Source organism: Henriciella sp. (assembly GCF_029936995.1).
In the GTDB taxonomy this organism is placed as follows: domain Bacteria; phylum Pseudomonadota; class Alphaproteobacteria; order Caulobacterales; family Hyphomonadaceae; genus Henriciella.
Genome location: NZ_JAPYRE010000004.1, coordinates 62,367 through 76,760 on the forward strand (window position 1 = coordinate 62,367; position 14,394 = coordinate 76,760).

The following is a 14,394-nucleotide window of genomic DNA, read 5'->3' on the forward strand; positions in this document are numbered from 1 at the left end:
CAAGCGACAGAAATATAACAAGCACAACATAGCCAATGTGGCCCGATATAGCAAAACTATGACCTAATATAACTTATCAGGCCAAAAACCAGGCAGGAAAGAGCGATTACGAGGCAGGGGGCACGCTGCTTTAGTGAGGCTGTTCAGTCAGGGTCAAGGCGCTCTCTTCGAGTGTGTCACCGTCATGGAAATGCCCGTTCTTCATCACGGCGCGTACAGCCTCGATCGCGCGTATGTCTTCTAGTGGACTGGCTTCCAGAACAACAAGATCGGCGGCCTTTCCGGGTAAGAGGCTGCCTAGGCTTTCATCGCGCGCAATCGTACGGGCGTTGCCCATTGTGGCAGCCCAGAGAGCTTCGGCAGGAGACCAGCCACCATCGACATAGGCTTCAATCTCCCAGAGTGTACCGAGACCGGGTATATCCCCATGCGCGCCAAGCCCCACCACGCCGCCGGCTTCATGAATCCTGTGTGCGCTGCTGGCGACGGCGCGGTAAAGGTAGGCGTCTTCCTGTCTGGCCTCGACCTGGTCGAACTCGCGTTCCATGAACCAGTCAGGGGCGAAACGGGCATACTTCTCGCTCTCACCGGGATTACGCCTGGCGATGAAATGCTCGTCTGCCGGCACCCCGCCATGCGTGATCATCAGGGTCAGCGTGCTGCTGGTGTTGCTACGGGCAAACAGCTCTGTCACGTCCCTGTGCAGGACCGGAGGCGGAAGGGCGTGCTCATTGCCGGAATAGCCATCGAGAATGTGTGTCAGACCGAGCTTGAACGACAGCGCACCTTCCGTGGTCGGTGTCATTGAAAGGTCCCGCGCAGACTGGGCGAACCACTGACGCACGCGGCGGTTGCCTGTCCGGTACTGCTTCAGGTTCCGTATCCGGTAATGGTCCCGGTAACGCCTCAGGACGGCATCTACTTCGGCCCTGGAGCGGAAATCATTGAAATCAAAAACGGCAGGGCCGGTAGAGAAAAGGCGCGAGCCTGCCACGTCGCCCGTGGCAATGAGGTCCTGATAGGCAAGCATGTCGATGCTGAGCGAGGACGGATCGAACAGGGTGGTGACCCCGTAGGCGAGGTTGGTTTTCAGCCCCCACACATCGAACTGGAGCACGTCGCGGCGGATATCGGCCACGTGGTAATGCGCATCGATCAGGCCGGGAATGACGTAAGTGCCCGATAGGTCGATGCGGGCAATGCCTTCAGGCGGCTTCACTTCCCCCGCAGGCCCAACCGAGACGATCTTCCCGTTTCTGACAAGAATATCGGCGTTGGGCATCACGCGACCCGGATTCTCCCGATCCGTCATGGGGATCACCGTGGCGCCATGCAGCAGGACGGGCGCGCCGGGCGCTTGGCGGGGCAAGGATACAACTATGTCGTGGCGATCCTCATAGGTCTGCTCCACCGGGACAGGGTGATCCTTGCCCCTGTCAGGGAAGCTCACGTCTGACATTGGCAGGCGGTAGACCGTAGAGCCGACAGACCAGAGAACGGCATCGCCCTTCGTGCTCCAGGCAAAATAATCAGCGCCGATATCGGTCAATTGGACATGACGTGTATCTGGCTGCGAGAGCGTGACACTTGTGCCGTCATTGTCGGGCAGTTCATACAGGTGCAGTTGCTGAGTGATTTGTGCGAGGGCCCAGCGTCCGTCAGGTGAGACCCGCAGATCGTCGGCTTTGGCGGGGCCTTCCGCAAAATACCAGTTTGGCCCTTCGGCCTGTGTCACGATGCGTGGATCGCCTGTCTCGATGGAGATGGCTTCAACACCATGCTCGGTGTTGATGAAGACCTTGTCTGGGTCAGGGCCGAAGTGTGGTGTTCCGCCAATGCGGCCAGATGTGAGAATACGCGAAGGCGAGCCGTCGAGTGGCATGTAGACAAGTTCTGCCGCCCGGAGCTGGCCGAATTCCATATAGGTTGTGTTGCGTCCCTCTGCAGTGGACCTCACAGCAATGATCGCGGCACCGTCAGGCGTAAATACGGGGTGGGTGAAAAAGGCTGGCCCTGTGCTGACAGTCTCGAGTTTGCCGCCTTCGGGGCTGGTTATCCAGACCTGGCCACCGTCTTCCCGGGTCCAGCTGACCAAGGCGATTTGCTTCCCATCAGCAGACCATGAAGGATGATAGGTCGAGCCCACTGCCTCAAGCAGCCGCTGGGGCTCTGAGCCGGGCTCGAGTGACCGCGTGTAAACATGGCCAAGCGCTGAAAATGCAACTGTCTGGCCATCGGGCGACCAGGCGGGAGACATGATAAGGCGTGATTTAACCGGACCATTTTCCAGCGGAATCTGTGTTCGTACGAGAGGGCCAAGCGCCTTTTCGACCTGCGCATCAAAAGGAATGTCGCGTGATGTGCCAGAAGCAAGGGAAAAGCGCCGGATCTTCCCGCCAGCATTGGCGATTATGGCCGTGCCATCCGGCGTAAAATCGAAGCGCGGCACTGCATCGTGCCAGAGGCTCGCCTGCAGGGAGTCCGGGTCCAGCTGGGCGAGCGTGCGTGTGGTGCCGCCTGAGAGGTCGTGTAGCTGAAGCCAGGTTTCGTTTCCGCGCCGTTCGGCATAGGCAAGCTGACGGCCATCAGGCGAGACCCTGGGGCGGAAGGCCGGGCGTTGGGCGCTTCCGGCGATTTCGTCTTCGCGTCCGGTCTGGAGATCGTAAGCAATGATTTTCCACGCGGAGAGGGTATCGAAAGCTGCCGTTTCGCTTCGCAGGGAGGCGGTGTAAATGGTCTTACCATCCGGAGCGTATCCAGCGCCAAGGGAGCTGACGGGCGAATCTTTTGCAGTTGTAGGATCTGTGGTGCGAAGGACCTCTCCCATCGCGCCGGGCCCGGTTTCAAACTGCCATAGTTCATAGGCATTCCGGTCCGGCCAGAATCGTGACGCGATAATGGACTCTCCGTCGGGCGACCACTCAGGTGAAGCCCAGACGGGATTGTCATCATGGAAGGAAAGCTGCCGGGGACGGCTGCCATCGGCATTCATGAGCCATAGGTTTTCTGCGCCTGACCGGTCGCTCAGGAACAGGACCGTATCGCCATCCGGGGAGAAGACGGGCTGGGTATCAAGGGCCAGTCCCTGTGTGAGGCGTCTGGCCACTCCGCCCTCGATACCAAGCAGATAGATGTCTCCCAGCATGTCAAAGACGATGGTCTGGCCATCGGGTGCAACGTCCAGAGAGAGCATGGTGCCTTCATCTGTCTCGAAGGCGATGGTCCGGGCGGGCTGAAGGGGGAGAGACTGGCCCGGCTGTGCAGCTGGTGTTGGAGGTTTTCCCGAAATGCCAGGGGTTGCAGGCTTTTCCGGGGTGGCACCGCGTTGCACATCCGGGCCAAGGGATGTTTCCGTCTGGACACAGCCCGGCGTCATGCCCGCGAGCACGACGCCGATGGCCCCAGTTATTGCGGATTGAAGGCGAGCGGAACGGGAAAGCGTGGGTTTCGGCATTCAGCTGGTCTTCAGGCCTTGTTATCTATCAGAATTTGCGTGTCACCGTGGCGATGACCTGGCGGCCTGCACCATAGGTACATCCGGCCGGGCCGGCGCAGCGGGCTACATACTGTTCATCAAGTATGTTGGACCCATTGATCGCAAAGCGCCACTGCCCGGTGTCGTAGCGGATGATGGCGTCAACGAGCGTTGATTCCTCGCCAGTATAAACAACCGGCGTGAACGGGCCTGGCAAAGCCCCCTGACTTTCACCGGTATAGCGAACACCGCCACCGATGCCGAATCCAGCCAATGGCCCGTCGATAAAGGAATAATCGACGAAGAGGGACGCCTTGTTTTCCGGGGTGACAGGCAAGGGCTCACCGATTTCGGCCGGTGTGGAGCTGTCGACGACTTCGCTATCTGTGTAGCTGTAGGAGGCATTGATAGAGAGCCTGTCATCAATCCGGCTGACGAGCTCGATTTCAGCGCCCTCGACCTCGACTTCACCGGTCTGTGTGCCGAAAACAGGCGTTACGGAAGGAGCGGTGCTTACGACATTGGTCTGTTTGATCTGATAGACCGCCCCGGTAAGCAGGAGTTCGTAGCCTTCGGGAAGGCCGCGGGCGTCATATTTGATGCCAGCCTCGACCTGCTCGCCCTCGCTTGGTTCGAAGTCGTTGCCCGTGACGCTATCACTGCCGAGGACAGGCTCGAATGAGGTCGCGTAACTGACATAGGGGGCGATACCACTGTCGAAGACATAGTTCGCGCCGACCCTGTAGGTGAATGCATCCTGCTGGGTTTCAGCGCCTGTTGCATTGTTCTCGATGGTCACATCGTCATAGCGCCCGCTCAGTGTGAAGAAGAGATGCTCACCCACGCCAATATGGTCCTGAACGTAGAAGCCGCTGTGTTGGAGGGTCTGGTCGTTGAAGGAGGAGGGGTAGCCGGGGGCAAACTCGCCAGCATAGTCATAATCGGGATTGAACAGGTCGATCGTGTCGGTTCCGAAGAAGAAGCCGAAATCGGCATCATTCTCGACTTCGCGGAAATCGTACCCGGCAATGATGTCGTGGGTAAGCGCACCTGTCTCGAGGTCGATATCGAAGCGGTTATCCGTGGCGATGCTGTCGACGGTCTCGCGATAGGTGAAGTTGGATTGCAGGACAGTGCGGAAATAGCTCGGCTGTGAGGGATCTGTCGTATTGATCAGACCTCCTGAGCCATAAATCCCTGTGGGAGTCGCTTCTTCATAACCGCTCAGCTTTGTGTTCGAGACGAATTTCACGCTTTCATTGAAGGCGTGAACGAACTCGTAGCCAAGCCCCCACTGCTCACGGTCATAGCGGTTTGCCGGGTGACCGAGGTTTGTGCCGGGATCGATTTCACCGACCGGATTTGGCAGCAGCGTGCCCTGGACAGGCAGGAAGCCATTCGTATCGCCGAGGACCTCATCAGACTGGTAGTAGCCGAGCAGGGTCAGCTCGGTATCCGACGTGATATTCCATGTCAGGGCCGGTGCGAACAGCTTGCGCTCCGATGAGACCTTGTCACGCTCGGCATTGCGGTCGCGATAGAGGCCGGTCAGCCGGAAACTGAGATTGTCACCCAGCGGGCCGGTGAAGGTGCCGGCGATCTGCTTGTAGTCGTCGGTGCCATACTTGGCTGAAAGTTCGCCGCCAAACTCCCGTTCGGGCCGGCGCGATGTCTGATTGTAAAGGCCACCGGGCGGGGAGTTGCCATACAGGGCAGAGGCGGGACCTTTGAGGATATCGAAGGATTCGAATGCGTAGAGGTCGAGGCCGATGCTGAAGATCGAGGTTGAAACCGGCGCGGCCAGACCATCGATATACTGCTTGGGCGTGAAGCCACGCGCGGTAATGAAGTCAAAGCGCAGATCCGGGCCATAGTTTTCCCCGAACACGCCGGACGTGTACCGCACGGCCTGCTGGGCATCGATGAAATTGAGGAGATCGATCTGGTCACGCGTAATGACGGAGACCGACTGTGGTGTCTCAATCAGGGCAATGTCGCTCTTGTTGGCTGTGCCGCCTTCAGTGGGAACAAAGTCCGGCGCGATCACGTAAATCGTCTCCTGAATGGACGCTTCATCATCGCTTGGCTCGTTATCCTGAGCGATGGCTGCTGGCGCGTAAAGCGCTGCAAGCATGGTAGTGGCGAGCAGGGCGGACCTGGACGTCATGGCTCGTTTCTTCGGATACACTGTCATATCACCCCTCTGGATTAGCTTGCGCCAGATGACTCTAATGTCATGAAATACTAGCAGGCTGCTGCGCGCTGGAATTTAGGCTTTGGGTCTCATAGTTCTCATTTTCGGCCATTCGGGCCGATTCTGCAAATGCTAATCATTTGCGTTTGGCGACCCGTTCAAGACATTTTTCGACCCGGCCCGTGTATGGCTCCGCACGGTTGGTTTGGCCTATCTTACAGGCTGAACTTCCGGGGAGTCTCTGACCGATATGGCCTCTATCCTGCCTTCCAATCCATGGCTGTTCCTGCACCGCTGGCTCGGCATTCTCATGGCCGTCTTCCTATTTCTCGCGGCTGTGACCGGCTCACTCCTGACTGTCAGGGAGTCACTTGATCACTGGGTGAATGCCGATCTTTTCGAGTATGGCGGTGATGCTTCTGCGCGCCTTGAGAGCATCGAGGCCGTTTCACTTTTTCAGGCCGACAACCCTGAACTCCAGGTGACGGAGTTCCCACTGAATCCGAAGCCGGCGCAGAATATCCCGGTCAAGGTGATGGCCAAGCCTGGCACGGAAAGTGTTGCTTATGACGAGGTTTTTCTCGATCCGGCTACGGGCGCGCGTGTGGGTGAACGCAGCACCGATCCGGGGTTGTCCGGGCGGCAGATCATTCCGCTTATTCTCGGCTTTCACGAAAAGCTGCTGCTTGGAGATGCGGGACGAATATTCCTCGGCTTTATCGCGATAGGCTGGCTGGTAAGTTCCATCATCGGCCTGTACCTGACCTTTCCAAAGCGAGGCCCATTCTTTGCAAAGTGGCGCGCGGCCTGGACATATAGTCCAAAACGCTCATTCGCACGCCAGATGCTTGATATTCACAGGGCGAGCGGACTCTGGCTCTTCGCCTTTGTTGTGATTCTTGCGTTCACGTCTGTCGCGCTCAATTTCTTCTTCGAGTTCTGGGCGCCGCTGGCCGAAACGATTGCGCCGCTTGAGAAGTCCCTGTTCGACCAACCCATCCCATATCCTGAGGGAGCCGTTCCGGACCTTTCTTTCGAGGAGGCCCTGGCTCTTGCGCAGGCACAGGTCGCAGAAGCGGGTGTGTCATGGCAACCGGCCACGATGCTCTACGATCCTGACTGGAACCTCTACGGCGTGACGCTGACCGATAATGGTGTGCTGAACTATAAAGCGCTGGGGCCGATCTATTATCACTTCGATGCTGCGACCGGTGCCTATGTGCACGAGGTCAATCCTTACAATGACAGCGCCGGCCTCGCCATGATGCGTGCCGTCTATCCGCTGCATAGCGGCGAGATCGGCGGCGGCTTCACTGTCTTCATCATATTCCTGACAGGGCTGGCGACGGCGGAAATGTGCGTCACCGGCCTCTGGGTCTGGCTGAAAAAGCGTGGGCCCCGCATTGCGGCGAGGAAGAAGAAGCAGGCAGCCCTCAGGTCCGCCGACAGGCAGTCATAAAAAACCCTGAAACGATCTATCGGAAGAATCTCCATGAAAGCTTCACCCCTGACGCACGCCGGCGAGCTGGATCCGGAAATCCGGCGTTTCGTCGAAGATATCACGACACGCTCGGCTGAACGCGTGGGCGACGAACAGCCCAGCCTCCAGGACAGGCGGGCCATTGCGGAAGAAATCCGTGCGCCCTGGAGGGAGGGCGGGCCTGTCATGGCGCAGACCGATGATCTGACACTGCCGGATACGCAGTTGAGGTTGCGCATTCACGTGCCGCAGACTGGTGCCGGGGAAGGCACGCTTCTATACCTGCATGGGGGCGGCTGGATGCTGTTCAGTATTGATACGCATGACCGTCTGATGCGCGAATATGCTGAGCGTACGGGGTGTGCAGTTGTCGGTCTCGACTATTCACTGGCGCCTGAACACCGCTTCCCACGGGCGCTTGAGGAATCGGTCGCCTGTCTGGCTTGGCTGAATGACCATGGCGCGGAGCATGGACTGAATACGGAACGCATCGTGATTGGCGGCGATTCAGCGGGCGGCAATCTTGCGCTGGCGACCGCTCTTAAGGTGCGGGATGCGGGCGGCAAGCTGCCAGATGGATTGCTGCTCAACTACGCCGCGCTGGATAACACGGCGCGAGGTTCCTACCAGCGCTATGACGGGCCACCTTATATGCTCGACATAAGCGAGATGCAGGATTTCTGGCGAGAGTATCTCGGCGCGGAAACGACCGAAGACCCCTATGCGCGGGTTCTCCTGAATGATCTTTCGGGCTTGCCGTCCGTCCATCTCTGTATCGCCGAATGTGATATCCTTCTGGATGAAAACATGGAGCTGCATGAACGGCTTCAGGCATCCGGCATAGAGGTTTCGTCGAAAATCTATTCCGGCGCGACGCACAGCTTCCTTGAAGCAGTTTCAAACTCTTCCTGCGCGGACCGGGCCCTGTCCGATGCGGCAGACTGGATGAGGGGTGTGTTTGGACCATGAGCGACCCGTTTGAAGCTGTTTCAACGCTCGATGCCGTCCGTTTTGCCGCAGAGTATCCGCTCGCCTGGATAGTTCCGGTGGCAGACCCGGCAGCCGCGCTCCTGATGCCAGTGCTCTTCGAGCGTGAAGGCAATGATCCGGGTGCCATGCTTCTCGGACATCTGCCAAGAAGAGCAGCCGCGACAGGGATACTGAGGGGAGATGGCCGTGCTGTTTTCCTGTTCCTGGGGCCGAATGCCTATATCCCGCCAGCCTGGGTTTCGCAGCAGGGGTGGGCGCCGACCTGGAATTTTCTGTCCCTCAAGGCCACGGCTGAAACGACCGTCATTGACGATGCGATGACGCGGCCGGCTGTCGAGACGCTTGTGGAGCACATGGAGCAACGCGACGGGTCTGGCTGGATGGTCGCCAAGATCGGCGAGCGGTATGAGACCCTGCTCCAGGGCATTATCGGCTTTCGTTCGAAGGTCTCGGGCATCCATCCCCGTTTCAAGACGGGACAGGATGAAACTGCGAGCGTCCGTGACGAGATCAGGCGCGGCCTCGAAGGTCATCCCCTTACACGCTGGATGGAGTAAGTGATGGACTGGCTTATTGACGGAATCCAGACCCTTGGGGCCGCACTTGCAGGCGTCGTTTTTTCCTCGACCAGCCTGTTCGGTGTCGAGATACAGTTCATCGTCCTTTGGCTGTTCGCCGCCATGGTGTTTTTCACTGTTCGGCTCGGCTTTCTGAATATCCGCGGTTTTACCATCGGCTGGAACATACTTGGGGGGCGGCATTCAGACCCTGATGCACCGGGTGAGCTATCTCCCTTTCAGGCGCTTTCGACAGCACTCTCCTCGACTGTCGGACTTGGCAATATTGCCGGCGTTGCAATTGCAATAGCGGTTGGCGGCCCGGGGGCGGCCTTCTGGATGATCTGTATCGGCTTCTTCGCAATGAGCCTGAAATTCGCAGAAGTCACCCTCGCCGTGCGCTACAGGGTCATCCGGCAGGATGGTACGGTTTCGGGTGGTCCGATGTGGTATCTCAGCCGGGGACTTGCGGCCCATAATATGCCCCGGCTCGGCAAGCTGCTGGGCGGGCTCTATGGCATCTTTGCCCTGTTCGCATTCATACAGGTCATCCAGGTCAACCAGTCCTATTCCCAGTTAAGGGAAGTCACGGGGATTGGACAGGGATATGGCTGGGCGCTCGCTTATGGCATCGTGATCGCCGCACTGGCTGCGATTGTGCTTCTGGGCGGGGTGCGCTCAATCGGGCGAGTCACTTCGCGGCTGACGCCTTTCATGTGCGGTCTCTACATTCTGGGCGTCCTGATCGTGCTGACCGTGAACTTTGCTGATGTCCCGGAGGCATTGGTTACAATGGTCAGCGATGCCTTCAGTGCAGATGCGGCAGCAGGCGGTATAGCCGGGGCTTTTGTCGCCGGAATGCGCCGGGCGGCCTATTCGAACGAGGCAGGCATTGGCAGCGCCTCCATTGCGCACGCTGCCGTCAAGACGCGCCATCCAGCCTCGGAAGGCTATGTCGCGCTGATTGAGCCTTTTATCGATACGATCGTGATCTGCGCAGCGACGGCTCTGGTCATCATTACGACGGGCGTATGGGATGACGGCTATGGCGACATTGCCATGACGTCAGCAGCGTTTGGTACGGTCTCCACCTGGTTTCCGTGGGTGCTGGCCGGTGCGGTTTGCCTGTTTGCCTTTTCGACCATTCTCGCAGCCGGATATTACAGCCTTCAGGTCATCGACTACTTTTTCCGCCACTCCCTGCTGGTGCGACGGATCTACCTCTGCTTCTTCTGCGGCCTGCTGCCTATCGGTGCGATTGTCGATGTCACGACGGTTACGAACCTGATCGACAGCCTGTTTTTCATGCTCTCGGTGCCAAACCTCATAGGCGTTTACCTGATGCACAATGTCGTCAGCCGGGAAGCCCGGGATTTCCGACAAACCCTGAAATCATATCGCTGAAGTCGCTTCCGCAGTGGAATAACAGAACGGAGACGCCTGCCATGTTCCCAGTCAGACAATCCTTGCTCTGCAAGACAGGTATTTCGCTTGTTCTTACCGGGTTGGTTGCTGGAAATGCTTTCACATCTGCGGCTCAAGCATCTGATATTGCAGAACTAGAGGTAGAGCTTGAAAGACTGCGAGCGCAGCAGGCGGCCATGACCCGTCAGATGGACGCCCTTCAGAGGAAGCTAGACGAACGCAAACAGGAAGCGCCAGCAGATGGAGCTGTAGACTCACTACCGGGCAGGCAAGAGGCAGCAGATGCGCAAAGCGCTATGCCCGCTAACACGCTATCTCAACAAGACAGGCTTTCCTTCTCTGGTGACATGCGTTTGCGCTATGAGCACAATACAGGGCCGGGCGTAATGGAAGTGCGAAACCGTGGTGTCATCCGGGGCCGCCTGCAAGGGGAGTATGCCCTTAATAACCAGATCACGCTCGGAGCTAGAATGGTCACGGGTAACCCGGATGATCCCAATACAGCCGATGTTACCCTCAGTAATTTCAATGACGACCTACAGGTCAGCCTCGACCGGCTTTTCGTGAATGGGCGCTGGGCTGGAGCAGATTTCTATGCAGGGAAATTCCCGCAGATATTCGAGCGTACGGACCTGGTCTGGGATGGTGACGTGAACATACAGGGCATCGGAGCAGAGCGGCAATTCGCCCTCGGCCCGAGTACGGACCTGACCGCCAGTTCTGTTTATTTCCTGATCGATGAGGATGCCGTCGGCCCGGACTCACAGATGGCTGGGGCGCAACTTGCTCTTGAGCATGGCGGCTTCAAGGGCGGTCATGCGGATCTCTCTGTCGGTTATTATGATTATCATATCGGTTCTCTTACAGGAGCCGATCAGGGCGATCTGAGAAGCAACCGTACAGGGCCGGATGGAAAGTATCTTTCTGATTTCCGTTTAGTCGATGTGATCGCAGCGCTCTCGCTCGAACCCTTCGGAGGCGACTTGCCGCTGACGTTCAAGGCGGAATACGTGAAGAATTTCGGTGCTGTGGATGATGAGAATTCGGCCTTCGCGGGCGACATCTTTCTGCGCAGCACAGAAGGTCCGGGCGACTGGCGTTTACGGTATGGCTATGCCGAGACAGAAACGGATGCCGTCTTTGCGGCCTTCTCGAATGACAACATCCCGCTAGCAACGGACTACCGTCTGCATACAGCAGCATTTGATTATGCGCTCAGCAGGGCCGTTAGCCTGAACCTGACCTGGTACAGGTTCCGCCCGAACAGTGGGCTATCGAACACCACGCTCGATGAATGGCGCGACAGGGTCCGTCTCAACCTTGTTTTCGGTTTCTAGTGGAGGTGTGTGCACGAATGAGTGAGACAGGGGGTTTCAGAATGGTGATGTCGCGGAGTGTTTGCCTTGCGTTTGTCCTGCTCCTCAGCGGTTGTGATGAAGTCGCATCAGGGAGTGATCCGCTTGAGACGGGGCATACTGACCCGTTCCCATCCACATATATGCCCCCAGAAGGGCCTGACCTCTTTATCAAGGGGGCGAAAATCTTCGATGGCGCGGGCAATTTATACGAGAAGGCTTCAATTCTAGTGCGTGACGGGCGCATCGAGGCGCTCGGAACAGACCTCGAAACACCAGAAGATGTCGAGCTTGTTGACGCTGCCGGTAAATATGTGACCCCGGGCATCATCGACCCGCATACGCATCTGGGGAATGCCGGACCTCCTTTCTATGAAGAGAAAATCGACGTCTGGGACGTCAACGAGACCAGCGGGCCCTATAACCAGCAGCTTCACGCCGAAACCGCAATTCGAACTCAGGACCCGACCTTCAGCCGGTTCCGTGAGGCGGGTGTGACGACCGCGCAAGTACTGCCCGGCTCTGCCAACTTGTTTGGTGGGCAGGGCGTTGTCATACGCACGCTGGATGCCGTTTCAGTTCAGGAGATAAAGTTTCCATCTGCCGCGCCCAGCCTGAAAATGGCCTGCGGCGAAAACCCAAAATATACCTATGGTGAGAAGGACAGGTTTCCGACCAGCCGGATGGGGATCGTGTCGGGCCAGCGTCATGTCTTTCGCAAGGCTGCACAGGCCATGAAGTCCGGAGAGGTCGCTCCTCACCTCAAGCCGATTGTCGATCTCCTGCGCGGTGAATTACGGCTTCACGTTCATTGCTACACCTCTGACGACATGGCGATCCTGCTGGCGATGTCACAGGAATTCGATTTCCAGATCACCGCCTTTCACCATGCCGCCGAAGCCTACAAGATCGCCGACCGGCTTGCAGCAGCTGATGTCTGCGCGGTCGTCTGGGCAGACTGGTGGGGCTTTAAGATGGAGATATTCGATGCTGTGCGGGCGAATGCGGCCATACTGGAAGACGCTGGTGCCTGTGTTGCCCTGCATTCGGATTCCGGGATCACGGGACAGAGGCTGCCCATTGAGGCCTCCAAGGCCATGGCTGCAGGACGCCGCGCCGGGATCGACATATCACCTCAGGAGGCGATCAAGTGGATAACATCCAGTCCCGCCAGGATGCTCGGCATAGATGACCAGACCGGGGCACTCGAGCCGGGCAAGCGTGCAGACCTCGTTATCTGGTCGGGCGATCCGTTCAGCATCTACACACTGAGCGAGCGCGTCTATATCGATGGTGCGCTGGTCTACGACCGGGCAGCTGGAGAGACCTATCACACCTCCGACCTGGAGCTTGGGCAGCCCGCGCTGGAGACGGTTCAATGAAGTTGTTACTCGTTATCGTATCAGCCTGCCTGGCCTGCTCATCAGCTGCGGCAGCTCAGGACCTGATGATACGCAATGCCCGGATTTTCACAGGAGAAGACCGGGCGGTCATAGAAAATGGTGCCGTTCTGGTCAGGGATGGCATCATCAAGCAGGTCGGTGCCGAGGTCATACCTCCTGAAGGAGTGACCAGCCTCGATGCTGGCGGTGCCCTTTTGACCTACGGCTTCATGAATGGCGCGACACAGCTTGGGCTTGTGGAAATGGGCTCGTCAGGGGCGGCGACTGACACGGGCATGGATAAAGGGCATCTAGGTGCCGCTTTCGATATCAGCTACGCCATCAATCCGAACTCCACCCTTATTCCACTTGCCCGCGCAGACGGGCTGACAATGGCCGCGATCGTACCGGGCCAAAGCGACCAGCCCCCATTTACGGGAATGCCGGCATTGCTGCAGCTTGATGGCTCAGGCGATAGCACCGCCCGACGCAAGGTGGCTGTGTCTGTGACGATTGGAGGTGCCAGCGCTGAAGAATCCGGTGGGTCCAGAGCGGCGCAATGGATGCAGTTGCGCCGTGCACTTAACGAGGCTGCCGAAGAGAAGGAGGAAAGGCCTGGCAGGGAAGCGCAAGAGTCTTGTGCTGCATATGGCCACCAGGCGCTTCGGCAGGTTCTTGCCCGGGAAATCCCCTTGGTGATTGCGACACGCCGGGAGTCCGATATTCGCAACGCCGTCAGGCTGGCTGGCGACTATGAGCTGCGTCTCATACTTGTCGGGGCCGATGAAGCCTGGCGTGCCGCCACAGAGATTGCCGGAAGGGATGTGGGGGTTGTTCTCAATCCTCTGATCAATCTGCCTGAAAGTTTCGATTCCATTGGCGCCCGAAACCAGGCCGTCCATTTGCTGGCCAAAGCTGGCGTTTCCGTGGCTTTCATGCGGTCGGGTATACATGCCAGTTACAATGCCGGCCTTGGCATACGCGAAGCGGCAGGTACTGCGGTTGCCTACGGTATGCCATGGGACGAGGCGCTCAGGGCGCTCACGGTATATCCGGCGCGAATGTGGGGTGTAGGGGATACTCACGGCCTGATCGCGCCCGGATACAGCGCTGATCTGGTGCTGTGGGAGGGCGACCCGCTTGAGCCATCGAGCCGTGCCAAGCATGTCTGGATAGCTGGCGATGAAATGGAGCTGACAACCCGGCAGGACCTTTTAACTGAAAGGTATGCTGAGCAGAACGGCTTGCAGTCGAATCAATAACGCATGGATCTGGTTGAGCCAGCAGGGGACTGGGCGTGTCCTTGATGTCCCCGTCACACGTTCAGCTGCCGTCAGGCATAGCCGGTTTTTGTCGCTAAGAGGTGTTGAAACCCGCTGCACGAGCGAGATGATCGTTTCCAGGTGGCATCTATTGACCGAGTCGGAGGTGGCAACTTTGCCGAGGTCACCCAGAGCGATGATTCCAGTGTGACAGGTTTCGACAAAGCTGCCAATGCTGCCACCATCATCCAGTATGGCATGGGCATGATAGCTC

9 protein-coding genes are annotated in these 14,394 nt (G+C 58.1%); 7 read left to right on the forward strand and 2 right to left on the reverse strand.

The window, feature by feature from the left end; genetic code table 11:
- Positions 1-130 precede the first annotated feature (130 nt).
- On the reverse strand, positions 131-3,454 hold the full coding sequence (locus Q1K31_RS09850; RefSeq protein WP_300379080.1) for an amidohydrolase family protein: 3,324 nt from the start codon (positions 3,452-3,454) through the stop codon (positions 131-133).
- Positions 3,455-3,482: 28 nt separating this feature from the next.
- Entirely contained in the window at positions 3,483-5,642 is a 2,160-nt protein-coding gene (locus Q1K31_RS09855; protein ID WP_300379081.1) for a TonB-dependent siderophore receptor, read from the reverse strand.
- Positions 5,643-5,919: 277 nt separating this feature from the next.
- Here Q1K31_RS09855 and Q1K31_RS09860 point away from each other — a divergent pair, with 277 nt between their 5' ends.
- The 7 genes from Q1K31_RS09860 to Q1K31_RS09890 all read left to right on the forward strand — a co-directional run bounded on the left by Q1K31_RS09860 (position 5,920) and on the right by Q1K31_RS09890 (position 14,120).
- Positions 5,920-7,128, forward strand: coding sequence for a PepSY domain-containing protein (locus Q1K31_RS09860; protein ID WP_300379082.1), 1,209 nt, complete (start codon positions 5,920-5,922; stop codon positions 7,126-7,128).
- A 33-nt stretch (positions 7,129-7,161) separates the two neighbouring features.
- Positions 7,162-8,118 (forward strand): alpha/beta hydrolase, encoded by a 957-nt coding sequence (locus Q1K31_RS09865; protein ID WP_300379083.1) that lies wholly within the window; start codon positions 7,162-7,164, stop codon positions 8,116-8,118.
- Positions 8,115-8,696, forward strand: a complete 582-nt coding sequence (locus Q1K31_RS09870) for an FMN-binding negative transcriptional regulator (RefSeq protein ID WP_300379084.1) — start codon at positions 8,115-8,117, stop codon at positions 8,694-8,696. Before Q1K31_RS09865 ends, Q1K31_RS09870 begins: the two co-directional genes overlap by 4 nt.
- A 3-nt stretch (positions 8,697-8,699) precedes the next feature.
- Positions 8,700-10,100, forward strand: a complete 1,401-nt coding sequence (locus Q1K31_RS09875) for a sodium:alanine symporter family protein (RefSeq protein WP_300379085.1) — start codon at positions 8,700-8,702, stop codon at positions 10,098-10,100.
- 197 nt (positions 10,101-10,297) lie between these two features.
- Positions 10,298-11,458 carry a putative porin gene (locus Q1K31_RS09880; protein WP_300379086.1) on the forward strand — a complete coding sequence of 387 codons (1,161 nt, stop codon included), beginning with the start codon at positions 10,298-10,300 and terminating at the stop codon, positions 11,456-11,458.
- A gap of 17 nt (positions 11,459-11,475) precedes the next feature.
- Positions 11,476-12,858, forward strand: a complete 1,383-nt coding sequence (locus Q1K31_RS09885; RefSeq protein ID WP_300379087.1) for an amidohydrolase — start codon at positions 11,476-11,478, stop codon at positions 12,856-12,858.
- Positions 12,855-14,120, forward strand: a complete 1,266-nt coding sequence (locus Q1K31_RS09890; RefSeq protein WP_300379088.1) for an amidohydrolase family protein — start codon at positions 12,855-12,857, stop codon at positions 14,118-14,120. The genes Q1K31_RS09885 and Q1K31_RS09890 overlap by 4 nt, the downstream gene beginning before the upstream one ends.
- The last annotated feature ends 274 nt before the right edge of the window (positions 14,121-14,394 follow it).